Source organism: Kitasatospora sp. NPDC002040, assembly GCF_040296785.1.
GTDB lineage: Bacteria > Actinomycetota > Actinomycetes > Streptomycetales > Streptomycetaceae > Kitasatospora.
In genome coordinates, this window is the sequence record NZ_JBEOXV010000003.1 from 270,330 (window position 1) to 293,515 (window position 23,186).

Sequence of the window (23,186 nt, forward strand, 5' to 3'; positions counted from 1 at the left end):
TTCCTCCGGGAACGGTGGGGCGGTCCCGGACGCCCCGTCAGTGGATCGGGGCGCCGAAGCCGAACCCGGACCGGGTCGGCAGGGTGGCGCAGATCACTCCGCCGACCGCACCCAGGAACAGGTAGGCGTACGAGGTGAACCCGGCGGCGAACACGAAGTCGCCCTCCGGGCGCGGGGCCATCAGGACCATCAGGACCAGGAACCAGCCCGCCAGCGGCACGCCCGCGCCGAGCTTGGTGCCGGTCACCCGCAGGCCGCCGTAGAACACCGCGACCGAGGCGGCCAGCGCCAGCAGCAGCCCGGCCGGCGCCCACAGGGTCTGGACGAAGCCGCCGCAGAGCGAGACCAGGGCGCCGAGCAGGAACAGCAGCACGTAGGCCACCACCCGTCCGCCGCGCGAGGGCTGACGCTCGGCCAGGCGCTGCTGCCGGGTGCCGAGCAGCTTGGCGGGCAGGGTGCGGATCATCGGTGCGCCTCCAGCCCGAGACCGGCGAACAGGTCGGTCTCCGGCAGCTCGGGCCCGGGCTCGCCCCGGACCAGCTGGTAGTACTCGGTGGCCACCAGCGGCTGCCCGAGGTCGTTGCTCAACGCGAAGTAGGCGCCGGACACGGTGATCTGGGTGGCGTGCGCCGCCATCGCGGCCGCCTTCGCCCCGGCGTACGCCGCGCCGTCCAGCACGGTGGTGACCAGCTCGTCGGGGACCACGCCGGGCACGTCGGCCGGGACGGCCACCCCCGGGAACGGCGCGGCGGCCGCGGTGGCGGCCAGCCCGGCCTCGATCACCGAGCGCGGCATCCGGTTCCAGTACACCTTGGCGATCCGCCAGGCCGGGCCGAGTCCGGGCCGGTGCGCCGGGTCGGCGGCCAACTCGTAGGCCCGCATCGCGACCTGATGGGCCTTGATGTGGTCGGGGTGCCCGTAGCCGCCGTGCTCGTCGTAGGTCACCAGCACCTGCGGCCGCAGCTCCCGGACCACCGCCACCAGATGGTCCGCGGCCTCGTCCAGCGGGGCCTGCCAGAAGCAGTCGGGGCGGTCGTTCTCCGGCAGACCCATCATCCCGGAGTCCCGGTAGCGGCCCGGGCCGCCGAGGAAGCGGACGTCGGTGACGCCCAGCTCGCCCATGGCGGCGGTCAGTTCACCGATCCGGTACGGCCCGAGCCGGTCGCTCCGGTCCGCCGTCAGCCCGGCCAGCTCCGGCGGGATCACCTCGCCGCCCTCGCCGAGCGTGCAGGTCACCAGCGTGACCGCGGCGCCCTCGGCGGCGTACCTGGCCATCGTCGCGCCGTTGCCGATCGACTCGTCGTCGGGGTGCGCGTGCACCAGCAGCAGCCGGCGCTCGGGCCGGTCGGAGGCAGCGGTCATACCGGGCAGCCTACCGACCGGACGCACCCGGCCGGCTCAGAGCTTGATGCCGTTGATCATGCCGGCCACGTTGCTGGTCACCTGCTGGATCGAGGGGGCGATCGAGCTGGACGCCAGGTAGAAGCCGAGCAGTGCGCAGATGACCGCGTGCGCCAGCTTCAGGCCGGAGCGGCGGATCAGGAGCACCACGATGACCAGCATCAGCACGGCTGCGGAGATGGAGAGAGCCATCAGGCTCACACCCTTTCTCGGGTGCACCGCCCCGGTCGGGGCGGCAGGGGGACGTGATGACTCAAGGAATACCCGATCGGTGAGCACTGCATTACTTTCCGTGAGTCCGCATGCCCGCTCGGAGCAGCCCGCCATCCGGCCCCCGGGCCGGTGGGAGGGGGCGCGAAGCCCCGGCGAGCCGGGTTACGGGTGCTGCTCCGAACGAGTGATCACCCTCTATCGTCTGGTGCCATGACCACCGACACGTTTCCCCGGCAGTACGCGCGCACCCAGCGCTTCACCGTCGGCGCACCCCGGTCCTTCGCCGTCGCACCCGACGGGTCCCGGGTCGTCTTCCTCCGGGCCAGGGGCGGCGACGAGCGCGCCAACCTGCTCTGGACCCTGGACCCCGCCACCGGTGCCGAGCAGATCGCCGCCGACCCGGTGGCCCTGCTCGGCGGCGGCGAGGAGGACCTCTCCGCGGCCGAGAAGGCCCGGCGCGAGCGCAGCCGCGAGGGCTCGGCCGGCATCGTCGGCTACACCCTGGACGGCGCCGGTGCGCTGGCCGCCTTCGCCCTCTCCGGCCGGCTCTTCGTCGCCGACCTGACCGGCGCCGGGCCGGTCCGCGAGCTGCCCGCCGCCGGGCCGCTGCTGGACCCCCGGTTCTCGCCCGACGGGCAGTACGTGGCGTACGCGACCGTCGGCGGCGAGCTGCGGGTGACCCGGACCGACGGCTCCGAGGACCGCGCGCTGGCCGCCCCCGAGCAGGCCGGGGTGACGTGGGGTCAGGCCGAGTTCATCGCGCAGGAGGAGATGGGCCGCGACCGCGGCCACTGGTGGGCCCCCGGCGGCGACCGGCTGCTGGCGGCCCGGGCCGACGACAGCCCGGTCCAGCGCTGGTGGATCGCCGACCCGGCCAACCCCGCCACCGTCCCCGCCGAGGTCGCCTACCCGGCGGCCGGCACCGCCAACGCGGCGGTCGGCCTCTGGCTGCTCGGCCTGGACGGCAGCAGGACCGAGGTGGCCTGGGACCAGGAGGCGTTCCCGTACCTGGCCCGGGTGCACTGGTCCGCGCAGGAGCTCACCCTGCTGGTGCAGGCCCGGGACCAGCGCAGCCAGCAGTACCTGACGGTGGACCAGAAGACCGGCGCCGCCTCGGTGGCGCTGGTGGAGACCGACCCGATCTGGCTGGACCTGTTCTCCGGCGTCCCGGCCAGGACCGCCGAGGGCCTGCTGGTCCGGATCGCCGACCAGGACGGCGCCCGGGTCCTGGTGGCCGGGGACCGGCAGCTGACCGACCGCCGGCTGCACGTCAGGTCGGTGGTCTCGGTGGGCGCCTCGACCGTGCTCTTCACCGCGAGCGGCGGCGCCGACGAGAGCGACCCCGTACCGGGCTGGATCGGCACCTTCGAGATCGGCCTGGACGGCTCCGGCCTCAGCCGGCTCGGCGCCGCCGGCGTGGTCTCCGCGGTCCGGGGCGGCGACGTCACGGTGCTGGTCAGCGCGGACCCGTCCTGGCCCGGCGGCCGGGTCGAGGTGCTGGTCGACGGTGAGCCGCTGGCCACCGTCGCCTCGTACGCCGAGACGCCGCTGATCACCGCCCGCCCGGAGTTCGTCCTCGCGGGCGAGCGGCGGATCCCCACCGCGGTCCTGCTGCCGACCGGCTACGACCGGGAGCGGGACGGGCTGCTGCCGGTGCTGATGGACCCGTACGGCGGCCCGCACGGGCAGCGCGTGGTGCAGGCACAGAACCCGCACCTGACCTCGCAGTGGTTCGCCGACCAGGGCTTCGCGGTGGTCGTCGCGGACGGCCGGGGCACCCCGGGCCGCAGCCCGGAGTGGGAGAAGGCGATCGCCTTCGACTTCGCCGGGGCCACCCTGGACGACCAGGTGGAGGCGGTGCAGGCGCTGGCCGGGCGGTTCCCGCTGGACCTGTCCCGGGTCGCGATCCGGGGCTGGTCGTACGGCGGCTACCTGGCCGCGCTCGCGGTGCTGCGCCGCCCGGACGTGTTCCACGCGGCGGTCTCCGGCGCCCCGGTGACCGACTGGCGGCTCTACGACACCCACTACACCGAGCGCTACCTCGGCCACCCGGACCGGCACCCCGAGGTCTACGACGCCAACTCGCTGACCGCGGACGCCCCGAAGCTGGAGCGCCCGCTGATGCTGGTGCACGGGCTGGCCGACGACAACGTGGTGGCCGCGCACACCCTGCGGCTCTCCTCCGCGCTGCTCGCCGCCGGACGGCCGCACACCGTGCTGCCGCTCTCCGGGGTCACCCACATGACCCCGCAGGAGCAGGTGGCGGAGAACCTGCTGCTGCTCCAGGTCTCCTTCCTGAAGGAGCAGCTGGGCGGCTGACGACCCGTCACGGGCCCCTGTCATCCGGGGCCCGTGACATCCGTCATACGGAGCACACGACGGTGCACACTGACGGCCGACCCCCTCTCCCCGGGATTCTTGAGGAGTCAGAACGACGGGGAGAGGGACACAGATGAGTACCGAGGTGGCTGCCTTCCGGCAGGTGAGCAAGAGCTACGGCGCCGTGCGGGCGGTGAACGGCCTGGACCTGGTGCTGCGGCCCGGTGAGACGGTCGCCCTGCTCGGCCCGAACGGGGCGGGCAAGTCCAGCAGCCTGGACCTGCTGCTCGGCCTGCGGGAGCCCGACCAGGGCAGCGTCTCGCTCTTCGGCGGCAGCCCCAGGGCCGCGATCGAGGCCGGCCGGGTCGGTGCGATGCTGCAGAGCGGCGGGCTGCTGGGCGAGGTGAAGGTCCGCGAGCTGGTGAAGTTCGCCTGCGGCATCCACCCCCGCGGCCACCACCCGGCGAAGGTGATGGAGCAGGCCGGGATCACCGATCTGGCCGAGCGCAAGGTCGACAAGCTCTCCGGCGGCCAGGAGCAGCGGGTCAGGTTCGCCCTCGCGATCGCCGGGGCCAACGACCTGATCGTGCTGGACGAGCCCACCACCGGCATGGACGTCTCGGTCCGCCAGCAGTTCTGGGCCGCGATGCGGGCCGAGGCGGAGGCCGGCCGGACGGTGCTGTTCGCCACCCACTACCTGGAGGAGGCGGACTCGATCGCCGACCGGGTGCTGGTGCTGCACCGGGGGCGGCTGATCGCCGACGGCACCTCGGCCGAGATCAAGGCCAAGGCCGGCGCCCGCCGGATCTCGTTCGAGCTGCACCCCGCCGACGGGGCCGCCGAGGAGAGCGTGCTGCGCGCCCTGCCGGGCACCGTGGGGCTGGATCTGACCACCCGTCCGGACGGCGTGCGCAGCGTCCGGATCCGCAGCACCGACGCCGACGCCGGAGTGGCCGGCCTGTACCGGGCCGGGCTCTACCCCCGCGCCCTCGAAGTCACCAGCCTGGGCCTGGAGCAGGCCTTCCTGACCATCACCGGCGAGGCCGACGAGGAGAGCGCGCGATGAACACCCTGGTCCAGCTCGAGATCCTGCGCACCCTCCGGAACAAGCGCTACCTGATGTTCACGGTGCTCTACCCGGCCCTGCTCTACGTCTTCTTCATCAACGCCTACGGCAGCACCGACACGGTGGCCGGCGGGGTGTCGGTGAAGGCCTACTTCATGGTCTCGATGGCCACCTTCGGCGCGGTCGGCGCGGTGCTCACCGGCAGTGCGCAGCGGATCTCGCTGGAGCGCAAGAGCGGCTGGGTCCGCCAGCTGCGGCTGACCGCGCTGCCCGGCCGGGCGTACACCATCGCCAAGATCGCCTCCTGCGCGGTGACCACGCTGCCCGCGATCGTGGTGGTCTTCGTGATCGGCGCCATCGAGGGGGTCTCGCTCTCGGTCGGCCAGTGGCTCGGCCTCGGCGTGGCCCTGTGGCTCGGCAGCTTCGTCTTCGCGGCCCTCGGGGTGGCGCTCGGCTACGCGGCCCAGCCGGACGCGGTGCAGCCGATCGTGATGATCGTCTACATGCTGATGGCGCTGCTCGGCGGCACCTGGTTCCCGGTCGGCGACTCGCTCAAGACGGTGGCGCAGTTCAACCCGGTCTACCTCTACAACCAGCTGGCCACCTTCGTGCAGCCGGGCCAGTCGCTGAACCTGACCGCAGTGGCCGGGCTGGCCGGCTTCCTGGTGGTCTTCGTCGCCGGGGCGGCCTTCCTCTACCGCAAGGACACCAAGCAGGCATGATGTCCGACATGCCGAAGCCGAACCTCGACCGCTTCCGTCCCGTCTCCACCGGGTCGGGAGCGGTCGGCGTCACCGACTCGTTCGCCGTGGTGCCCGGGGCCCGGGTGGAGAACGTCCGCCAACTGGTGGTCAAACTCGCCTGGATGTCGCTCTGGATGATCTACCTCTACTACCCGGTGGAGGACCTGCTCGGCGACGAGCACGCCCTGGCGGGCAAGATCGCCGGCTGGGCGGCCCTGATCCTGTTCCTGGCCGCCTATCTGGGCATGGTGGCGGTCCGCTCGATGGCCTCCCCGCACTGGCGCGGCGGTCTCGCGGTGGCCGGGGTGATGCTGCTGCTCGCCCTGGTCACCTCGCTCACCTTCGGGGTGCCGTGGCTGGTGCTCTTCACCTACACCGCGGTCTGCGTCGGGGCCGTGCTCCCGGCCAGGATGGGCCTGATCGGGGTGGCCGGGATCACCGCGACGGCGGTCTGCGTCGCGGTGGTGATCGGCACCGAACGCGACACCATGGCCGCGATCGTGCTGCCCTGCTTCCTCAGCGGACTGGCCATGAACGGCCTCCAGCGGCTGATCAGCACCATGCGCGAACTCCGGGAGGCCCGGGCCACGGTGGCCCACCTGGCCGCCTCCGAGGAGCGGCTGCGGCTGGCCCGCGACCTGCACGACCTGCTCGGCCACTCGCTCTCGCTGATCACCATCAAGGCCCAACTGGCGGGCCGGCTGCTGGACTCCGGCCAGGCGGAGACCGGACGGGCCCAGGTGACCGACATCGAGCAGGTCGCCCGGCAGGCCCTGACCGACGTCCGGGAGGCGATCGGCGGCTTCCGCCGCCCCACCCTGGCGGTCGAACTCGCTGCCGCACGCAGTGCTCTGACGGCTGCTCAGATCGCGGTCGAGGCCGACACCGCGATCGCCGACCCGCAGCCCGACCTGGACGGCCCGGAGGCCGCCGCCCTGGCCTGGGCGCTCCGGGAGGCCGTCACCAACGTGGTCCGGCACGGCCAGGGGGCCACCCGCTGCGCCATCGGACTCGACCGGACCTGGGAGGGCGACGGCAGCCGGTTCGCCGTCCTGGAGGTCAGCGACAACGGCCGGGGAGCGGGCAAGTCGTTCGCCGGCAACGGCCTTTCGGGCCTGGAGGAGCGGCTCGCCCTGGTCGGCGGGCGGCTCGACACCGGCCCGGGGCCGCGCGGGAAGGGATTCCGGCTGCGGGCCCTGGTCCCGGTCCGGACCGTGGCCGATAGTCTGCCCGAATGATCAGGGTGCTGCTGGCCGAAGACCAGTCGATGGTGCGGGAGGCGCTGGCCGCGCTGCTCTCGCTGGAGGGCGACATCGAGGTGGTCGCGCAGGTCTCGCGCGGCGACGAGGTGGTGGCCGCCGCCGCGGCCCACGAGGTCCAGGTCGCGGTCCTGGACATCGAGATGCCGGGCCTGACCGGGATCGAGGCGGCGGCCGAACTCCGGCGCGCCGCACCCGGGGTCCGGGTGGTGATCGCCACCACCTTCGGGCGGCCCGGCTACCTGCGCCGCGCGATGGAGGCCGGGGCGGACGCCTTCCTGGTGAAGGACGCCCCCGCCTCGGAGCTGGCGGAGGCGATCCGCCGGGTGCTCCGGGGGGAGCGGGTGATCGATCCGACCCTCGCCGCGGCCGCCCTGGCGGAGGGCGCCAACCCGCTGACGGCCCGGGAGCGGGACGTGCTCGCGGCCGCCGCCGACGGGGCGGTCAACGCCGAGATCGCGGCGCGGCTGCACCTGTCGGAGGGGACGGTGCGGAACTACCTCTCGATGGCGATCCAGAAGACCTCGGCGCGGAACCGGGCCGAGGCGGTGCGGGCCGCCCGGGAGAAGGGCTGGCTCTAGGGCCTCTCTTTCGGGTCACGTCGGATGAGCGGGCGTCGTTGGGGTGCGTGCATCGGCGGCGCCGAGGAGGGAGCCTGATGCAGCGCATCGGCGACTGACGAGAAGCCGGTGAGGTGCGTGCCCCGGCGGCGCCGGCCCGACGTGATCCGAAAGAGAGGCCCTATGCGGCGGCGGTTCCGCTCAGTTGAGACGGTGGCGGGCGGCGCGGGCCTCGTGCCGGGTACGGGCGGCGCCGTCGGGGTCGAAGGTGTCGAGGATCTCCGCGTAGGCGTCCATCTCGGCCGCTCCGGCGATGAAGTCCCCGGTGCGGACCATGAGTTGGGCGCGTTCGAGCCGGAGCTGGGCCGGGTGGCGGGGGAGCAGCAGCGAGAGCTCGGTGGCCCAGAGCTGAGAGCGGGCGTGCTCGGGGCGGTCGGCGGCCCAGCTGCGGATGTTGCCGAGGACCCGCAGGACCAGGTCCAACGGCTGTGCGGGGCTGAGGAGTTCGGGGGAGAAGTGGTGCCCGGCGGCGGTGGCCAGCCTGGCCACGTCCGGCAGGTCGAGCAGTCGGCCGCCGTGGTACGGGTCGGCCAGGACGTACTCGTCGCCGCCGGCCGGCCCCGCCACCGCGACGATGAAGTGCCCGGGAAGCGCCACCCCGTGGACGGTCAGGCCGGCCCGGCGGGCCACCGCCTGCCAGACCAGCGAGAGCATGATCGGCAGGCCGCGCCGCCGCCGCAGCACGTCGGGCAGCAGCGAGGACTCCAGCCGCCGGTAGTCGGCCGGACGGCCGTGGAACCGCTCCCGCCCGCCGAGCACGGCCGCCAGCAGGGCGGCGACCTCGTCGGCGGTGGCGGGAGCGCGTTCGCTGACCGCCAGCCGGACGGCGGCGGCATGCCGGTCGAGCGCGGCCTGACAGGCCGCCACCAGCTCGTCCAGCGTGGGCGGTTCGGAGCCGTCGGCGGGCGGCTCGGCCAGGGTGTGCTCGGCGGCGGCGAGCACACAGAGCAGCACCGGGTCGGGGGCGTCGGCCCTCGCCTCGGCGCGGAAACGTGCACGGCTCTGCTCGGTCACAGTCCACACTCTCCGGTCACGCTACGGCCGGGGCAGGCCGGCGTAGTGGTAAGTGTGACTGGTGGTGAAGCCCAGTCGGTCGTAGAGGGCGATCGCGCCGGTGTTCTCCAGCTCGACCTGCAGGTAGGCGCCGGTGGCGCCCTCCTCGGCGGCGCGGGCCGCGAGCACGGCCATCACGGTGCTCGCCAGTCCGGTGCGGCGGGCGGGCGGTGCCACCTCGATCGCGCCGAAGCAGGCCCAGGGGCCGTCGATGACGCACCGTCCGATCGCGACCGGCGGTCGGCCCTGGGGCCCGGGCACGGTGGCGAACCAGACCGAGGGGCCGCCGTGCAGCACCTGGTGGGCGGCCCGCTCGACCGCCGGGTCGCCGGTGACCCGGCGGTACTGCGAGAGCCAGTCGTCGCCGGCGGTCCGGGAGAGCCGGACCCGGTCGTGCCCGCTGCCGAGCTTCACCAGCCCGGCCAGCGGTGCGACCCGGACGGCGGTCGGGGCCTCCTCCGCGCCGAGCCGGGCGAGTTCGGCCGCCAGCCCGGGCGGCGAGCCCGGGGTGGTCACCTCGAAGAAGGCGGGCAGGCCGCGCGCCGCGTACCAGTCCCGGACCGTCTGCAGTGCCTCGGGCAGCGGCAGGCCGGGATCGCCGAGGGTCTGGGCCGAGTTGGCCCGCCGGGTGAAGCCGGCCGAGGCGCGCAGCACCCACTCGCCGAGCGGCTCCTGCTCGACGGCGGGCCAGCCGCGGGCGGCGGTCCGCTGGAGCTCGACCGGGGAACTGACGGGCAGTGGGGCGCGCCGGGCCGGGAACAGTGGCACCGTCTTCCCGGCGACCAGCAGCTGCTCGGGGAAGGAGACCTCCGGGCCGGTCCTGGGCACCACGGTGAGGCCGCGGTCGTCCCAACGGGCGAGCACACCGATCACATCACGGAACACCGGACGGTCGTTCACGATCTCCGAAATTCGCCGCACCGAGACCCGTCGCCCCACGTCAGAGCGGTCGAGCCGGACTTCCGGACGGCCTCCGGCGACGGTTCCAGCCATCATCAAGGGCACCTCCTGTGCATTTGCTGTCCCTGACCCGCGATACTAGGGGCGGGCATCGACGACGCCGCGCGTATCCGCGCACGCAAGCAATTGAGTTTGGGCTGCCACGCCCAACCGAGGAGGAACGACAGCGTGACCTACGTCATCGCGCAGCCTTGTGTCGACGTCAAGGACAAGGCGTGCATCGAAGAGTGCCCGGTCGACTGCATCTACGAGGGCAACCGCTCGCTCTACATCCACCCGGACGAGTGCGTCGACTGTGGTGCCTGTGAGCCGGTCTGCCCGGTCGAGGCGATCTTCTACGAGGACGACACTCCGGAGGAGTGGAAGGACTACTACAAGGCCAACGTCGAGTTCTTCGACGACCTGGGCTCCCCGGGCGGTGCCTCCAAGCTCGGCGTGATCGACTCGGACCACGCGTTCATCGCGGCCCTCCCGCCGCAGAACGCCGACCACTGATCGGTGGCCACTGAGCTGTGAGTACCGACAACAGCACGCACGCGCCGCTCCCGGGCCACCCGGGGGCGGCGCGCCGCGTCTCCGACCTGTTGCCCGTCTTCCCGTGGGACAAGCTGGAGCCGTACAAGAAGACGGCGCTGGCCCACCCCGACGGCCTCTGCGACTTCTCCGTCGGGACGCCGGTCGACCCGGTCCCCGAGGTGATCCAGAAGGCGCTGGCGGCCTCGACCGACACCCCCGGCTACCCGACCGTCTGGGGGCCGCTGGAGCTCCGCGAGTCGATCGCCGGCTGGCTGCGGCGCCGGCTCGGCGCCGAGATCGGCCCGGACGCGATCCTGCCGACCATCGGCTCCAAGGAGCTGGTGGCCTGGCTGCCCGGCCAGTTGGGGCTCGGCCCCGGTGACCAGGTGGCCTACCCGACCCTCGCCTACCCGACCTACGAGGTGGGCGCCCGGCTGTGCGGGGCCGAACCGGTCGCGTACGAGTCGGTGGACGAGCTGGACCCGGCCCGGGTCCGGCTGCTCTGGCTCAACTCGCCGTCCAACCCGACCGGTCGGGTGCTGACGGCGGACCAGCTCCGGCACGCGGTGGCCTGGGCCAGGGAGCACCGGGTACTGCTGGTCAGCGACGAGTGCTACCTCGAACTCGGCTGGGAGGCCGACCCGGTGTCGGTGCTGCACCAGGACGTGTGCGGCGGCGACCACGAGGGCCTGCTGGTGGTGCACTCGCTCTCCAAGCGCTCCAACCTGGCCGGCTACCGCGCCTCGTTCGTGGCCGGTGACCCGGTGGTGGTCCGCGAGCTGCTGGAGATCCGCAAGCACGGCGGGATGATCGTGCCCGCGCCGGTGCAGGCGGCCACGGTCGCCGCGCTGGCCGACGACGCGCACGTGGCCGAGCAGCGCGAGCGGTACGCCGCCCGGCGGTCCGCGCTGCGGGGCGCGCTGGAGGCGTACGGCTTCCGGGTCGAGCACTCGGAGGCCAGCCTGTACCTCTGGGTGACCCAGGACCGCCCGTGCTGGGAGACCGTGGCCGAACTGGCCGAGCTCGGCATCCTGGTGGCTCCCGGCGACTTCTACGGCCCGGCGGGCGACCGGTTCGTCCGGGTGGCCTTCACCGCCACCGACGAACGCGTCGCCTCGGCGGTGGCCCGGCTCACGCGCTGAGTCCGCGCCCCGGCGCGATCGAAGGGGGCACCTGCCATCGCGGCAGGTGCCCCCTTCGGCATGGTGACGGAGGGTCAGCCGATCGGCAGGCCGCCGGGCAGGCCGCCGCCGAGCAGGCCGCCCAGCGGGCCGAGCGCGCCGCCCAGGCCGCCCGCGCCGCCGAGGCCCGGGGCACCGCCGAGGCGGTTGCTGCCGTCGGTCGGGTCCTGGGTGTCGATCGGCAGCGTGCTGGTGTCGGGCAGGGCCTGGCCCAGGCCGGCGGGGAGGGCGCCGGTGACCTGGTGGGTGTCCGGCATGCCACCGGTGGGCAGGGCGCTGGAGGCCAGGCCGGTCAGCGAGCCGCCGGTGAGGGCACCGAGCGGGAGGCCGGTCCCGGGCACGCCGCGGGTGGCGCCTGCGGCGGGGGAGCCGGGCAGGTGCGGCACCTTGTCGGTGACGGCGGGGGCGAGCCGGTCGACCAGGGCCGGGGTGGCCTTGCCCGCGACGGCGGCCAGGACGCCCGCGGTCTCGGTGGTCTTGGCGGCGGGGGCCGCCACCTTGCCGAGGGCCTGGTTGGCGTCCGGCAGGGCGCCGGCGACGGCCTTGCCCGCGACGTCGGCGGTGGCCGGGACGCCGGTCTGCACGGTGGCCGCGGTGGTGTCGGCGGCGGCGTGGCCGGCGTCGTGGGTCGCGCCCTGGAGCGAGGCCTCCGGGTTGTCGAGCTGGCTCAGACCGGCCCCCAGGTCGGTCGGCGGCACCAGGTCCGCAGCGGACGCCGCGCCTGCTGCGGCCAGGGGGGACGCGACGGCGGCGACGAGCAGTGCGGCCTGGGCGATCCGGCGCGTGAGGGGGAGTGACATGGTGCTCCTAATCGGTGGGGTCCCCCCGGGCGAGCACGTGTCCGGGCCGGGGGTGTCCGTCGGGCGGACGACGTGATTACCGCTGGAGCAGTCAGAAGGTTTCGCCGTTCCATGGTCAAGGAACGGCAAAGATCGGACGATTCTTTTTCTGACATTCGCGACATTCCACCCAGTGCTGGGGGAGTTGGCGAAACGTCACACCTCTTGGCGCACAAGGGCAGTGCTGCAGATGTGTGCGAGCGCGGCCCGGCGGCCTCCGGCGTCCACCGGGATTGACCGGAATCACCCGGTCGGCCGGTGGTAGTGCACCAGTGCGTCAACCGGCCTTGGGGGTCCCCATGGTGACCAGCACGCGCTCGGCGCCGGCCTGCTCGGCGCCCTTCGACTGCCAGCCGTCGGCGGGCTTGTCGACCTTCCAGACCTTGCCGTCGTAGGCCACCTGACCGATGCCCAGGTCCCCGGCCTGGGCGACCGCCCACTGGGCCAGCGCCCAACCGGTCTGCCGCTGGGCCGCCCCTGGCTGCGGGGTCAGTGCCAGCACCGGGCGGGTGTCCTTGGCGGCCGACGGGGCCGAGGTGGTGGTGACCAGCTTGCCGAACTCCCGGCGGGCCCGGTCTGCCGCGCCCGGCTGCTGGCCGCCCTCGTTGGCCGCCGCCGTGGTGGCCGCCAGGTCGTGCACCACACAGCTCAGCGCGCCGGGCTCCCGGCCGGTCAGCGCCGAGGCGAGCAGGGTCGCGTTGGTCTCGTGCTTGGCGTACGCCTGCGGGAAGCCGCTGCGCTGCACCTCCTGGGCCGCGTCGGTGAGCGGCAGCCGGGCGTAGCCGGGCACCTTCACCAGACCGTCCAGGAACTTGTTGGTGGCGTAGACCGGGTCCTTGATCTGCTCGACCGTGCCCCAGCCCTGCGAGGGCCGCTGCTGGAACAGGCCGACCGAGTCGCGGTCGCCGCCGTCCAGGTTGTGGATCTTCGACTCCTGCATCGCGGTGGCCAGCGCGATGGTGACGGCCCGTTCGGGCAGCCCGCGGGAGAGCGCCACGGCGGTGATGGTGGCGGCGTTGGCGGCCTGGGCGAGTTCGAGGTTGCCCTTCCCGGTCGCGGTGACCACGGTGCAGCCCTCGGGCGGCGGGATCAGGGTGTCCCGGTTGAACCAGACCACGGCACCGGCGATCACGCCGAGCACGGTGAGCCCGATCAGCACCAGGCGGACCGGCCGCCGCCGACGGCCCGTCGTCTCCTCCGCCGCAGTCCCGGCCACCAGTACCCCTCTCGCCTCGCGTTCTCGCCCGCACACCGTACCCACTCGGACGGCTGTGCGGGACAGCCGGTTGCAGTGGCGGCGCGGTGCCGACCGCGGCGGCGATTACGCTGGCCGCCATGACCAGCCCTGACATCTCCCTGCACCAGAGCCTCGACCTCGGCCTCGACGGCGGCACGCTGACCGCCCGGCTGGTCGACTTCCCCTCCGTGAGCGGGAGCGAGGGCCCGCTCGCCGACGCGGTGGAGGCGGCGCTGCGGGCGTACCCGCACCTGACCGTCGACCGGTACGGCAACAACGTGGTGGCCCGCACCATGCTGGGCCGGGCCGAGCGGGTGCTGCTGGCCGGGCACCTGGACACGGTGCCGATCGCCGACAACGTGCCCTCGCACGTCGAGGGCGACCTGCTCTACGGCTGCGGCACCTCCGACATGAAGTCCGGCGTCGCGGTGCAGCTGCGACTGGCCGCCACCCTGCCCGACCCCAACCGCGACCTCACCTTCGTGTTCTACGACTGCGAGGAGATCGAGGCCAGCCGCAACGGCCTCGGCCACCTGGCGGCGCAGCATCCCGACTGGCTGGCGGCCGACTTCGCGGTCCTGCTGGAGCCGAGCGGCGCGATGGTCGAGGGGGGCTGCCAGGGCACCCTGCGGGCCGACGTCCGCCTCACCGGCACCCGGGCGCACGCGGCCCGCAGCTGGCTCGGCGACAACGCGATCCACCGGGCCGGCGAGGTGCTGCGGCGGCTCTCCGCGTACGAGCCGCGCCGGGTCGAGATCGACGGCCTGGAGTACCGCGAGGGCCTGAACGCGACGATGATCAACGGCGGGGTGGCCGCCAACGTGATCCCGGACGAGTGCGTGGTGCACGTCAACTTCCGCTTCGCGCCCGACCGCAGCGTCGCCGAGGCCGAGGCGCACGTCCGCGAGGTGCTGGCGGGCTTCGACCTGGTGGTGACCGACAGCGCCCCCGGCGCGCTGCCCGGGCTCGACCAGCCGGCCGCCAAGGCCTTCCTGGCGGCCGTCGGCGGCGAGGCCAGGGCCAAGTACGGCTGGACCGACGTGGCCCGGTTCAGCGCGCTCGGCGTCCCGGCGGTCAACTACGGCCCCGGCGACCCGAACCTGGCGCACAAGCGCGAGGAGCACTGCTCGCTCAGTGCCATCGCCGAGGTCGAGGCCCGGCTGACGGCCTGGCTGACGTCCAACTGACCGTCACCCGGCGTACCTTCCGTTGTTCCCCGAAAACGGGGAACAACGGGCGTAGGGTTTCGTCATGACAGGCACTGGAGACGAAAAGCACTACGGGGACGGTCCTGACCAGGGCCAGGACCCCGAGCGGAAGAGCGTTCCGGAGAAGCGGAAGGGCCCCGTCCTGCTCCGCCGCGACCAGGTCGGCACCAGCACCACCGACCAGCGGCTGCTGGACACCACCGGCCCCACCGACTGGCTGCACACCGACCCCTGGCGGGTCTGGCGGATCACCTCCGAGTTCGTCGAGGGCTTCGGTGCCCTGGCCGAACTCCCGCCCGCGATCAGCGTGTTCGGCTCCGCCCGGACCCCGGTCGACTCGCCCGAGTACGCCGCCGGGGTGGCCATCGGCCGGGCCCTGGTGGACGCCGGCTACGCGGTCATCACCGGCGGCGGGCCCGGCGCGATGGAGGCGGCCAACCGCGGCGCCTCCGAGGCCGGCGGCCTCTCGGTCGGGCTCGGCATCGAGCTCCCCTTCGAGCAGGGGCTGAACGAGTTCGTCGACCTCGGGCTCAACTTCCGCTACTTCTTCGTCCGCAAGACGATGTTCGTGAAGTACGCGCAGGGCTTCGTGGTGCTGCCGGGCGGTCTCGGCACGCTGGACGAGCTGTTCGAGGCGCTCACCCTGGTGCAGACGAAGAAGGTCACCCGGTTCCCGGTGATCCTGTTCGGCTCGGCGTACTGGGGCGGGCTGGTCGACTGGATCCGCGACACCCTGGTCGCCCAGGGCAAGGCGGGGCCGCAGGACCTCGAACTCTTCCACGTGGTGGACGACATCGACGACGTCCTCAAGATCATCGCTGAGAGCCGGCAGCCGGCCACCGAGATCTAGAGCCCAGCCGTCAGGGGCTCGGGGAACCGCGACGCCGACTCGGGGGCGTTCAACGTGCGTACATGATCAGGCACTCTGCACTGTGACCGCCCGCCGGACCTCCTCGCAGTTCCCCCAGCCCCTGGTGGTGCCGGCCGAGCGCTAGGCGAGCCCGCGGCGGGCGACGGCCGGGGGGCGGGTGCCCTGGATGGAGGCGACCATGTCGAGGACCTGGCGGGTCTCGGCGACCTGGTGGGCGCGGTAGATCCGGGCGCCGAGCCAGGCGGAGACGGCGGTGGTGGCCAGGGTGCCGAGCAGGCGCTCGTCGACCGGGCGGTCCAGGGTCTCGCCGACGAAGTCCTTGTTGGAGAGCGAGACCAGCACCGGGAAGCCGGTCGCGGTCATCTCGGGCAGCCGGCGGGTGGCCTCCAGCGAGTGCCGGGTGTTCTTGCCGAAGTCGTGGCCCGGGTCGATGATCAGCGCGTCCCGCCGCACCCCGAGCCCGGCGGCCCGCTCGGCCAGCCCCACGGTGACGGCCAGGATGTCGGCCATCACGTCCTCGTACCCGACCCGGTGCGGCCGGGTCCTGGGCTCCGCCCCGCCGGCGTGGGTGCAGACCAGCCCGACGTCGTACCGGGCCGCGACCTCGGCCAGCTTCGGGTCGACCCCGCCCCAGGCGTCGTTCAGCAGGTCGGCGCCGACCTCGCAGACCGCCTCGCCGACCTCGTGCCGCCAGGTGTCGACGCTGATCACGGCCTCGGGATGACGCTTCCTCAGCTCGGCCACGAACGGGACGGTCCGGCGCAGCTCCTCCTCCACCGTCACCTCCTCGCCGGGCCCGGCCTTCACCCCGCCGATGTCCAGGATCGCCGCGCCCTCGGCCACCGCACGGTCGGCGGCGGCGAACGCGGCCTCGTCGGCGAAGGTCGCGCCGCGGTCGAAGAACGAGTCCGGAGTGCGGTTGACGATGGCCATGATCACCAGTTCGTCCTCGCCGAATTCGCGTGGGCCCAGACGGAGTGCCACCGGTGTCTCCTCCACAGCTCGCCCGGGTGCAATGATGGGCCCCGGTCTGTTCAGGGACCATGATCCCATCTCTCAATCCCGGTCCACCGGAAGGTACTGGAGGACAGCTCGTGTTCTGGTTGGTCGTGGTGGCGATGGCTGTGGTGGTCGGCGGAACTGCGCTGGTGGCCCTGGGTGGTGGCGGCACCCTCCCCGAGGCGGTGCACGACCGGATCGCGGCGCGGCTGCCGCAGGACCGGCCGCTGAGCCGTACCGACGTGGACGGGATCCGGCTGCCGATGGCGGTGCGGGGCTACCGGATGGACGAGGTCGACGACGTGCTCGACCGGCTGGGCGCCGAGCTCGCGCTGCGCGACAGCCGGATCGCCGAGCTGGAGGCCACCGGCGTGCTGGTCGGCGCGGTGGAGGCCAACACGCCCGAGGACGAGGAGCCGCTGCCGGGCCTGGAGGAGTTCGCCAAGGTGACGCACCACCGGGACGGCGAGGCCGGGGCATGACGGATGCCGCGACCGGCGCCGTGAGCGGTGCCGACGGCCTGCTGCGCTGCGGCTGGGGCGACTCGGCGGACGACTACCGGGTCTACCACGACACCGAGTGGGGCCGGCCGGTGCACGGGGACGACGCGCTGTTCGAGCGGGTCGCGCTGGAGGCGTTCCAGTCCGGGCTGTCCTGGATCACCATCCTGCGCCGCCGGGAGGGCTTCCGGGCCGCGTTCGCCGGCTTCGAGATCGCCCGGGTGGCGGAGTTCGACGAGGCGGACGCCGAGCGGCTGCTCCAGGACCCGGGCATCATCCGGAACCGGGCCAAGATCGCGGCGACCATTGCCAACGCCAAGGTCGCGCGCGAGCTGGACGGCGGTCTGGACGCGCTGATCTGGCAGTTCGCGGTGGACCCCGACGCCCGGCCGGCCCCGCGCACCCTGGCGGAGGTGCCGGCCGTGACGCCGGAGTCCACGGCGCTGGCCAAGGAGCTCAAGAAGCAGGGCTTCCGCTTCGTCGGGCCGACCACGGCCTACGCCCTGATGCAGGCCTGCGGCCTGGTCAACGACCACCTGATCGACTGTCACGCCCGCTAGGGGCGTTCACCGCGCGCTCGCCGTTCCCGAGCCCCGGCCGGGCAGCGGCGGCGGGCTACCGGCCGAGGTAGACCGGCTGCTCCTTGGCGAGGAAGGCGTTGACCGCGATGCGGTGGTCCTCGCTGGCGCCGGCCAGGGTCTGCAGCTCGTCCTCCCGGTCGAGCAGCTCGCTCAGCGTGTGGGTGGCCCCGTACGCCAGCGCGGTCTTGATCGCGCCGAACGCGACCGTCGGCCCCTGCGCCAGCCGCTGGGCGAACTCCCGTGCCGTGGTGGCCAGTTCGGCGGCCGGGACGACCTTGGTGGCCAGCCCGAGCTCGGCCGCCTCGGCCGCCTTCACGGTACGCGGGAACATCAGCAGCTCGGTGGCCCTGGCGTGCCCGACCAGCCGGGGCAGGGTCCAGGAGGCGCCCGAGTCGGCGGTCAGCGCGACCCCGGCGAAGGAGGTGTTGAAGCCCGCGGTGTCGGCGACGATCCGGAAGTCGCAGGCGAAGGCCAGCGAGGCGCCGGCCCCGGCGGCGACGCCGCCGACCGCGGCGACGGTCGGCTTGTTCATCCCGGCCAGCGCCCGGACCAGCGGGTTGTAGTGCTCGGCGACGGTCCGCAGCGGGGCGTCGCTGGTGTCGAGCAGCCCGAGGTGCTCCTTGAGGTCCTGCCCGACGCAGAACGCCTTTCCGCCCGCGCCGGTGAGCAGCACGGCCCGTACGGCACCGTCCTCGGCCGCCGCGATGACGGCGTCCCGGAGCGCGACCTTGGTGGCGGTGTCCAGGGCGTTCATCGCCTCGGGCCGGTTGATGGTGATGACGGCCAGGCCGCCGTCGAGTTCGAACAGCACGGAGTCGGACATGGCGAGGGCTCCCGGTGGCATCGAGGGTGGGACGGAGCCAGCATGCCCGAGCGGTGCGGGTGTCGGGGAGTGTGAGGTCGGGCACCTTTTCGCGGCGTCGTCGGAGCCGTGGGGCCGGGGCTTCTGGCAGGTAATGCGGTGCTCTGGGTGGGTGTGGCCGATGGTGCGGAGAGAGTGACGTTGGTCATCAAGCCATCCGATGCGGGATAATGGCTTCCGATCAATGCGTTCGATACCGGCGGTGGACGGACTGCCGGGACGTAGCTGAGCGGTTGCAGGAAGGGGAACGAGCATGGCGGCCATGAAGCCGCGGACGGGTGACGGCCCGCTCGAGGTCACCAAAGAGGGGCGGGGCATCATCATGCGAGTTCCGCTCGAGGGCGGCGGACGCCTCGTGGTGGAGCTCACTCCGGATGAGGCCAGTGCCCTCGGTGACGCCCTGAAGGCGGCCACCGGCTGACCCAGCGGGTACTCCCGCGTTCTCCCTGGAGACACGCGCACACCGAGCCCGGCTCCCGGATCACCGGGGCCGGGCTCGGTGCTGTCCTCGGGCCCAGAGACCCGGACCCCGGACCCCGGGTCAGCGCTTGACGGCGCAGAGCAGCCCGTCGCTGACCGGCAGCAGGGCGGGCAGCAGGCGGTCGCTCTCCCGGACGTCCCGGACCAGTTCGCGGACGGCGTGGGTCTGCGGGTCGCGGTGTTCGGGTTCGGCCAACCGGCCCTGTTGGAACACCCCTTCGAAGCAGACCATCCCGCCGGGCCGGAGCAGGCGCAACGATTCTGCAAGGTACGACCGGGACTCCGCCGGGTCGCCGTCGCAGAAGACCAGGTCGTACTGACCGTCCGCCAGCCGGGGCAGCACGTCCAGGGCCCGGCCGGGGATGAACCGGGCCCGGTTCGGGGCGAAGCCGGCCGCGTGGTACGCCTCCCGGGCGTACTGCTGGCGGACCGGCTCCAGGTCGACGGTGGTCAGGACGCCGTCCGGCCGCATCCCGCGCAGCAGGTAGACCCCCGAGACGCCGGTGCCGGTGCCGATCTCGGCGACCGCCTTGGCGTCCACCGCGGCGGCCAGCAGCCGCAGTGCGGCGCCGCCGCTCGGGCCGATCGCCCGGATGCCGGTCCGCGCGGACTGGGCCCGGGCGTAGGTCAGCACCGCGTCCTCGCCGACGTAGGTGTCGGCGAGAGCCGCGTGCGCGGACCCGAAATCGGTGATGGCTGCCTCTTCCGGAGCGCCTGATGTCGATATTTCCAGCCACAGATTACTGGCCGGGCGGGAACCGCGTTCGAAGACCGGCCGTTGACCCGGAAGGGAAGTGGTGATCGGTCCACGGAGCAGTGGCTCCCGGGGTGGGAATCGGTGCTTTATCCGGATCTGACGGGTGAGGTGGATATGGTGGTGGCCCTGCTGGGCAGAAGAGCCGACCGAGGAGGTGTGGCCGAGGGCGACGTCCCGATGCCGTGGCACCTGAGCGGCTCTACGTCGGCCCGTACGCCGAAGCCCGTGATGACGAACCAGACTGCGCACTCCCCCCTGGACAAGTCGCACCCCGCCGACACCGTGGTGGCCGACGCCCCCGCCCCGCTCGCGACCTTCGCCGAGGGCCCCGACGCGCAGACCTGGACGCCGCCCAGCTGGGCGGAGATCGTCGAGGCGCACAGCGCCCGGGTGTACCGGCTGGCCTACCGCCTGACGGGCAATCAGCACGACGCCGAGGACCTGACCCAGGAGGTCTTCGTCCGGGTGTTCCGCTCGCTCTCCACCTACACCCCCGGCACCTTCGAGGGCTGGCTGCACCGGATCACCACCAACCTGTTCCTGGACATGGTGCGCCGTCGGCAGCGGATCCGCTTCGACGCGCTCGGCGACGACGCCGCCGAGCGGCTGCCGAGCCGTGAGCCGAGCCCGGCCCAGCACTTCAGCGACACCCACTTCGACGCCGACGTCCAGCAGGCGCTGGACACGCTGGCTCCCGAGTTCCGCGCGGCCGTGGTGCTCTGCGACATCGAGGGCCTCTCGTACGAGGAGATCGCCGCGACCCTGGGCGTCAAGCTCGGGACGGTCCGCAGCCGGATCCACCGCGGCCGTTCGCACCTGCGCGCCGCGCTCAAGCACCGTGCACCGGGGTCCGCTCCGGGCCGGGTGCGCCGGGGCGGGGCCGAGCCGGTGGCGGTGGGTGCCGAGCCCGCCGGGGCCGAACGGGGGCGGACGTGACCTCCGCCGAACCCACCGGCCGGGCCAGGCGAGGCTCCGGCTGGGCCCAACTCGGGCGCCGGGCCGAGCCGGTGACGGAGCTTCGGCCGGTCCCGCTGCGGGCCGCCGAGCCGGTTGCCGAGCAGCACCACCTCGGTGACCGGCTCTCCGCCTTCGTCGACGGCGAGCTGGACCACGACGCCCGCGAGCGGGTCCAGGCCCACCTGGCCACCTGCGCCGACTGCCTGGCCGAGGCGGACGAGAGCCGGGCGGCCAAGCAGCTGCTCACCACCAGTGCCGCCCCCGGTCCCTCCGCCCTGCTGATGTCCCGCCTGCTCGCGGTCGCCTCGCTACCCGAGGACGAGGACGAGGACGACGACCGGGGCGGCCCCGTGCTGCCGCCGGCCGGCGTGTTCGGCGGCAGCCGGCTGACCGGTGGTTCGTTCGGCCGCGGGGCCGGCGCCACCTTCGGTGCCGGCGCGTTGGGCGCGGGCTCGCCCCTGCCGGGGGTGGACCCGAGGGCCCGCAGGTCGGTCCGTCCGCTGGCGGCGCTCGCCGAGACCCAGGCGGTCGTCCGTCCCGCTCCGCGCGGCCGGCGGTTCGTCTTCGCGGCGGCCGGGGCGTTCTCGGTCGCGGCGGTCACCCTGGGCGGCGTCTCCGCGGTCTCCGGCGAGGAGCTGCACGGCACCGTCAGCCCGGTCAGCGGCCCGGGTGCGGGCTCGGTGGTGGTCCCGGCCGACTACCCCGCCGCGTACCCCGTCCGGGGGCCCGGTGGCGCCCTGGCGGCGCTGCCCTCCTGGACGCCGACCGCCGATCCGGCCCTCAGCCCGGTCCGGTTGCAGCAGTACCTCCGCTGAACCACGGCCCGGTACAGGGCCGTCCGCCTGCTTCTTTGCCACAGCTTCATCAAGCTGCGACTCCGGGACGTGCCGGTGGCCATTACTCTGTACTGACTGTCCAGACCTCATCATGCGCCGGGAGCTCGGGTGTTCACAGACATAGGCCCACTTGAGGTCGTGACGCTGGTCATCCTGGCCATTGTGATCTTCGGCCCGGACAAGCTGCCGAAGCTGATCCAGGACGTGACGGGCTTCATCCGCAAGGTCCGCACCTTCGCCGACAGCGCGAAGGAGGACATCAGGTCGGAGCTCGGCCCGGAGTACAAGGACTTCGACTTCGAGGACCTGAATCCGAAGACCTTCGTCCGCAAGCAGCTGCTCGGCGGCAACGAGGACCCGCTGGGGTTCAAGGAGATCCGGGACGGGCTGGACATCAAGTCCGCGCTCAACGGCGACCCGGCCTCGAGCCGGGCGGTCGCCGACCTGGCCAAGTCGGGCGCGCCGCTCGCCTCCCCGATCGCCTCTCCGATCGCCGCGGCCGACCCGCTGAAGAAGGAAGAGCAGCGGCCGCAGTTCGACCCCGACGCGACCTGATCCGTCGCCACCGCCCGCCCCCGACGCCCCGCCCGGCCGCCGTGCCGATCGGGGCGTCGGCGTGTCCGCCGCTATTGTGCAGAGTGCTAGATCGGTCAGTGCTGTACGAGGAGGCCCGGGGATGGACGCGACGAGTCGTGCGGTGGGGACGGCAACGGTGGGCGCCACCGTGGGGGCCCAGGCCCGGGCGGCGGTCGACCCGCTGGCGCCGTACCTGGCCGCGGACTTCCCCTGGTACGGCCTGGACGACGGATGGAGCGGGCGGCGCTGGCTGATGCAGGCCGGCGCGGCGCCGGGCCGGGTCGAGCAGCCGGTCGACTACGGCACCCTGGGCCACGGCGAGGAGCCCGCCAAGCACTACGAGGCCCGGGACGTCCGCAAGTTCGCCGTGGTGGTCACGGTGGCCCGCCGGGACAGCCGCCGCAGCGCCGACAACACCGGCATGCTGGAGGCCACCTCCGCCTCCTCCGCCGCCTGGCTGGCCGGCTCCGGCCTGCTCGCCGCCACCTGGCCCGGCCAGCTCGACCGCGCCCTCCGCCAGGACTGGCTGGACCAGCAGAGCGCCCTCGCCTGGGACCTCGCCGACGACCTCGACGGCCCCGGCTGGTCCCCCCTCACCCTCCCCGTCAACGGCCTCCCGCAGCCCTTCCGCTACCGCGAGTCCGAGTACGGCTGGGTCCTGGCCGGCGAGGCCCCCGGCGTCCTGCTGGGCGCCTACGGCCGCGGCGTCAGCGCCTACGGTGCGGGCTTCTCCACCGTCCCCGACCTGACGGTCTACAACGGCCGCTGAGTCAGTCGTAGCAGCGGTAGGAGCCGTCGTCCTGCTGGGAGACCCGGATGTGCCCGAGGCAGTGCAGCATCGGCGCCACCGTCACCGCGCGGCACCCGGCCCCGCCGACCAGCAGCAGGCTCAGCACCGCCACGGCGCCGGCCCGCAGGCGCGGCCCGGGTGCCGCCAGCACGACGGCCGCCGCAGCGGCCAGCACCGTGACCGCCAGCAGGACGAGCACGAGCAGACCGTGGTTGGCCCGTAGACCGGGAAAGTTCTCCGGGTTCCCGGCCTCGACCGTTGCCGCCAGGCTGACGAGCAGGGCGACCGCCGCCATGGGCAGCAGTCCGACGATCAGGCATCCCCTCATACGGCCGGGGACGCCGAAGGCCCCGGAACCGGTT

27 protein-coding genes are annotated in these 23,186 nt (G+C 73.5%); 16 read left to right on the plus strand and 11 right to left on the minus strand.

The window, feature by feature from the left end:
* Positions 1-37: 37 nt before the first annotated feature.
* From ABT118_RS11495 to ABT118_RS11505, 3 genes are read right to left on the minus strand one after another with little or no spacing between them, the layout of a single operon-like run.
* On the minus strand, positions 38-466 hold the full coding sequence (locus ABT118_RS11495) for a DUF6113 family protein (protein ID WP_350659919.1): 429 nt from the start codon (positions 464-466) through the stop codon (positions 38-40).
* The gene (mshB, locus tag ABT118_RS11500; RefSeq protein ID WP_350659935.1) at positions 463-1,362 is read right to left on the minus strand and encodes an N-acetyl-1-D-myo-inositol-2-amino-2-deoxy-alpha-D-glucopyranoside deacetylase; all 900 of its coding nucleotides are present in this window, start codon (positions 1,360-1,362) and stop codon (positions 463-465) included. Before mshB ends, ABT118_RS11495 begins: the two co-directional genes overlap by 4 nt.
* A gap of 36 nt (positions 1,363-1,398) precedes the next feature.
* A complete protein-coding gene (locus ABT118_RS11505) occupies positions 1,399-1,593 on the minus strand; it encodes a DUF2304 domain-containing protein (protein ID WP_350659942.1) in 195 nt (64 codons plus the stop codon).
* Positions 1,594-1,824: 231 nt separating this feature from the next.
* On the opposite strand from ABT118_RS11505, the gene ABT118_RS11510 reads away from it, so the two are divergent.
* From ABT118_RS11510 to ABT118_RS11530, 5 genes are all read left to right on the plus strand, one after another.
* Positions 1,825-3,933 (plus strand): S9 family peptidase, encoded by a 2,109-nt coding sequence (locus ABT118_RS11510; RefSeq protein ID WP_350659954.1) that lies wholly within the window; start codon positions 1,825-1,827, stop codon positions 3,931-3,933.
* A gap of 133 nt (positions 3,934-4,066) precedes the next feature.
* A complete protein-coding gene (locus ABT118_RS11515) occupies positions 4,067-4,999 on the plus strand; it encodes an ABC transporter ATP-binding protein (protein WP_350659968.1) in 933 nt (310 codons plus the stop codon).
* Positions 4,996-5,721: an ABC transporter permease gene (locus ABT118_RS11520; RefSeq protein WP_350659984.1), complete on the plus strand. Its 726-nt coding sequence runs from the start codon at positions 4,996-4,998 to the stop codon at positions 5,719-5,721. The genes ABT118_RS11515 and ABT118_RS11520 overlap by 4 nt, the downstream gene beginning before the upstream one ends.
* Before the next feature lie 8 nt (positions 5,722-5,729).
* Entirely contained in the window at positions 5,730-6,980 is a 1,251-nt protein-coding gene (locus ABT118_RS11525) for a histidine kinase (RefSeq protein WP_350660013.1), read from the plus strand.
* On the plus strand, positions 6,977-7,582 hold the full coding sequence (locus tag ABT118_RS11530; RefSeq protein ID WP_350660030.1) for a response regulator transcription factor: 606 nt from the start codon (positions 6,977-6,979) through the stop codon (positions 7,580-7,582). The genes ABT118_RS11525 and ABT118_RS11530 overlap by 4 nt, the downstream gene beginning before the upstream one ends.
* Positions 7,583-7,762: 180 nt before the next feature.
* Here the strand turns inward: ABT118_RS11530 and ABT118_RS11535 are convergent, their stop codons facing one another.
* Together ABT118_RS11535 and ABT118_RS11540 are read right to left on the minus strand one after the other, a co-directional pair.
* Positions 7,763-8,635, minus strand: coding sequence for a transglutaminase family protein (locus tag ABT118_RS11535; protein ID WP_350660041.1), 873 nt, complete (start codon positions 8,633-8,635; stop codon positions 7,763-7,765).
* Between the two features lie 21 nt (positions 8,636-8,656).
* Positions 8,657-9,667 (minus strand): GNAT family N-acetyltransferase, encoded by a 1,011-nt coding sequence (locus ABT118_RS11540; RefSeq protein WP_502884534.1) that lies wholly within the window; start codon positions 9,665-9,667, stop codon positions 8,657-8,659.
* 135 nt (positions 9,668-9,802) lie between these two features.
* Between ABT118_RS11540 and fdxA the strand changes: the two genes are divergently transcribed.
* Together fdxA and dapC are read left to right on the plus strand one after the other, a co-directional pair.
* Positions 9,803-10,129 (plus strand): ferredoxin, encoded by a 327-nt coding sequence (fdxA, locus tag ABT118_RS11545; protein ID WP_350660066.1) that lies wholly within the window; start codon positions 9,803-9,805, stop codon positions 10,127-10,129.
* 17 nt (positions 10,130-10,146) lie between these two features.
* Positions 10,147-11,292: a succinyldiaminopimelate transaminase gene (dapC, locus tag ABT118_RS11550; protein ID WP_350660087.1), complete on the plus strand. Its 1,146-nt coding sequence runs from the start codon at positions 10,147-10,149 to the stop codon at positions 11,290-11,292.
* Between the two features lie 74 nt (positions 11,293-11,366).
* Here dapC and ABT118_RS11555 read toward each other — a convergent pair whose 3' ends face one another.
* Both ABT118_RS11555 and ABT118_RS11560 read right to left on the minus strand, forming a co-directional pair.
* Positions 11,367-12,131 (minus strand): hypothetical protein, encoded by a 765-nt coding sequence (locus tag ABT118_RS11555; protein WP_350660094.1) that lies wholly within the window; start codon positions 12,129-12,131, stop codon positions 11,367-11,369.
* A gap of 316 nt (positions 12,132-12,447) precedes the next feature.
* Complete coding sequence (locus ABT118_RS11560; RefSeq protein WP_350660102.1) at positions 12,448-13,386, minus strand: VldE C-terminal domain-containing protein; 939 nt, start codon at positions 13,384-13,386, stop codon at positions 12,448-12,450.
* 119 nt (positions 13,387-13,505) lie between these two features.
* Here ABT118_RS11560 and dapE point away from each other — a divergent pair, with 119 nt between their 5' ends.
* Both dapE and ABT118_RS11570 read left to right on the plus strand, forming a co-directional pair.
* A complete protein-coding gene (gene dapE / locus ABT118_RS11565; RefSeq protein WP_350660117.1) occupies positions 13,506-14,594 on the plus strand; it encodes a succinyl-diaminopimelate desuccinylase in 1,089 nt (362 codons plus the stop codon).
* A 64-nt stretch (positions 14,595-14,658) separates the two neighbouring features.
* Positions 14,659-15,465, plus strand: coding sequence for an LOG family protein (locus ABT118_RS11570; protein ID WP_350660133.1), 807 nt, complete (start codon positions 14,659-14,661; stop codon positions 15,463-15,465).
* A gap of 141 nt (positions 15,466-15,606) precedes the next feature.
* Here the strand turns inward: ABT118_RS11570 and folP are convergent, their stop codons facing one another.
* On the minus strand, positions 15,607-16,419 hold the full coding sequence (gene folP / locus ABT118_RS11575; protein ID WP_350665094.1) for a dihydropteroate synthase: 813 nt from the start codon (positions 16,417-16,419) through the stop codon (positions 15,607-15,609).
* A gap of 161 nt (positions 16,420-16,580) precedes the next feature.
* Between folP and ABT118_RS11580 the strand changes: the two genes are divergently transcribed.
* Positions 16,581-16,967: a DivIVA domain-containing protein gene (locus ABT118_RS11580; protein ID WP_350660152.1), complete on the plus strand. Its 387-nt coding sequence runs from the start codon at positions 16,581-16,583 to the stop codon at positions 16,965-16,967.
* On the plus strand, positions 16,964-17,545 hold the full coding sequence (locus ABT118_RS11585) for a DNA-3-methyladenine glycosylase I (protein ID WP_350660165.1): 582 nt from the start codon (positions 16,964-16,966) through the stop codon (positions 17,543-17,545). Before ABT118_RS11580 ends, ABT118_RS11585 begins: the two co-directional genes overlap by 4 nt.
* Before the next feature lie 55 nt (positions 17,546-17,600).
* Here ABT118_RS11585 and ABT118_RS11590 read toward each other — a convergent pair whose 3' ends face one another.
* Positions 17,601-18,389 (minus strand): enoyl-CoA hydratase-related protein, encoded by a 789-nt coding sequence (locus ABT118_RS11590; protein WP_350660175.1) that lies wholly within the window; start codon positions 18,387-18,389, stop codon positions 17,601-17,603.
* A gap of 292 nt (positions 18,390-18,681) precedes the next feature.
* On the opposite strand from ABT118_RS11590, the gene ABT118_RS11595 reads away from it, so the two are divergent.
* Positions 18,682-18,849 carry a DUF3117 domain-containing protein gene (locus tag ABT118_RS11595; protein WP_082597987.1) on the plus strand — a complete coding sequence of 56 codons (168 nt, stop codon included), beginning with the start codon at positions 18,682-18,684 and terminating at the stop codon, positions 18,847-18,849.
* A 120-nt stretch (positions 18,850-18,969) separates the two neighbouring features.
* Here ABT118_RS11595 and ABT118_RS11600 read toward each other — a convergent pair whose 3' ends face one another.
* Positions 18,970-19,602: an O-methyltransferase gene (locus ABT118_RS11600; RefSeq protein ID WP_350665108.1), complete on the minus strand. Its 633-nt coding sequence runs from the start codon at positions 19,600-19,602 to the stop codon at positions 18,970-18,972.
* A gap of 291 nt (positions 19,603-19,893) precedes the next feature.
* Here ABT118_RS11600 and sigE point away from each other — a divergent pair, with 291 nt between their 5' ends.
* From sigE to ABT118_RS11620, 4 genes are all read left to right on the plus strand, one after another.
* Positions 19,894-20,601 (plus strand): RNA polymerase sigma factor SigE, encoded by a 708-nt coding sequence (sigE, locus tag ABT118_RS11605; RefSeq protein ID WP_502884524.1) that lies wholly within the window; start codon positions 19,894-19,896, stop codon positions 20,599-20,601.
* A complete protein-coding gene (locus ABT118_RS11610) occupies positions 20,598-21,437 on the plus strand; it encodes a zf-HC2 domain-containing protein (protein ID WP_350660217.1) in 840 nt (279 codons plus the stop codon). Before sigE ends, ABT118_RS11610 begins: the two co-directional genes overlap by 4 nt.
* Before the next feature lie 129 nt (positions 21,438-21,566).
* On the plus strand, positions 21,567-22,013 hold the full coding sequence (locus ABT118_RS11615; RefSeq protein WP_350660228.1) for a sec-independent translocase: 447 nt from the start codon (positions 21,567-21,569) through the stop codon (positions 22,011-22,013).
* A gap of 121 nt (positions 22,014-22,134) precedes the next feature.
* A complete protein-coding gene (locus tag ABT118_RS11620; RefSeq protein WP_350660236.1) occupies positions 22,135-22,803 on the plus strand; it encodes a hypothetical protein in 669 nt (222 codons plus the stop codon).
* A 1-nt stretch (position 22,804) separates the two neighbouring features.
* Here ABT118_RS11620 and ABT118_RS11625 read toward each other — a convergent pair whose 3' ends face one another.
* Positions 22,805-23,119 (minus strand): hypothetical protein, encoded by a 315-nt coding sequence (locus ABT118_RS11625; RefSeq protein ID WP_350660242.1) that lies wholly within the window; start codon positions 23,117-23,119, stop codon positions 22,805-22,807.
* Positions 23,120-23,186 lie beyond the last annotated feature (67 nt).

Coding starts and splice junctions, on each gene's coding strand:
- ABT118_RS11585 (WP_350660165.1), top strand. CDS start 16,964: ATGACGGATGCCGCGACCGGCGCCGTGAGCGGTGCCGACGGCCTGCTG.
- ABT118_RS11590 (WP_350660175.1), bottom strand. CDS start 18,389: ATGTCCGACTCCGTGCTGTTCGAACTCGACGGCGGCCTGGCCGTCATC.
- dapE (WP_350660117.1), top strand. CDS start 13,506: ATGACCAGCCCTGACATCTCCCTGCACCAGAGCCTCGACCTCGGCCTC.
- ABT118_RS11530 (WP_350660030.1), top strand. CDS start 6,977: ATGATCAGGGTGCTGCTGGCCGAAGACCAGTCGATGGTGCGGGAGGCG.
- ABT118_RS11520 (WP_350659984.1), top strand. CDS start 4,996: ATGAACACCCTGGTCCAGCTCGAGATCCTGCGCACCCTCCGGAACAAG.
- ABT118_RS11540 (WP_502884534.1), bottom strand. CDS start 9,667: ATGGCTGGAACCGTCGCCGGAGGCCGTCCGGAAGTCCGGCTCGACCGC.
- ABT118_RS11510 (WP_350659954.1), top strand. CDS start 1,825: ATGACCACCGACACGTTTCCCCGGCAGTACGCGCGCACCCAGCGCTTC.
- ABT118_RS11625 (WP_350660242.1), bottom strand. CDS start 23,119: ATGGCGGCGGTCGCCCTGCTCGTCAGCCTGGCGGCAACGGTCGAGGCC.
- ABT118_RS11620 (WP_350660236.1), top strand. CDS start 22,135: ATGGACGCGACGAGTCGTGCGGTGGGGACGGCAACGGTGGGCGCCACC.
- mshB (WP_350659935.1), bottom strand. CDS start 1,362: ATGACCGCTGCCTCCGACCGGCCCGAGCGCCGGCTGCTGCTGGTGCAC.
- ABT118_RS11505 (WP_350659942.1), bottom strand. CDS start 1,593: ATGGCTCTCTCCATCTCCGCAGCCGTGCTGATGCTGGTCATCGTGGTG.
- folP (WP_350665094.1), bottom strand. CDS start 16,419: ATGGCCATCGTCAACCGCACTCCGGACTCGTTCTTCGACCGCGGCGCG.
- ABT118_RS11555 (WP_350660094.1), bottom strand. CDS start 12,131: ATGTCACTCCCCCTCACGCGCCGGATCGCCCAGGCCGCACTGCTCGTC.
- sigE (WP_502884524.1), top strand. CDS start 19,894: ATGACGAACCAGACTGCGCACTCCCCCCTGGACAAGTCGCACCCCGCC.
- ABT118_RS11525 (WP_350660013.1), top strand. CDS start 5,730: ATGCCGAAGCCGAACCTCGACCGCTTCCGTCCCGTCTCCACCGGGTCG.
- ABT118_RS11570 (WP_350660133.1), top strand. CDS start 14,659: ATGACAGGCACTGGAGACGAAAAGCACTACGGGGACGGTCCTGACCAG.
- ABT118_RS11495 (WP_350659919.1), bottom strand. CDS start 466: ATGATCCGCACCCTGCCCGCCAAGCTGCTCGGCACCCGGCAGCAGCGC.
- ABT118_RS11595 (WP_082597987.1), top strand. CDS start 18,682: ATGGCGGCCATGAAGCCGCGGACGGGTGACGGCCCGCTCGAGGTCACC.
- ABT118_RS11515 (WP_350659968.1), top strand. CDS start 4,067: ATGAGTACCGAGGTGGCTGCCTTCCGGCAGGTGAGCAAGAGCTACGGC.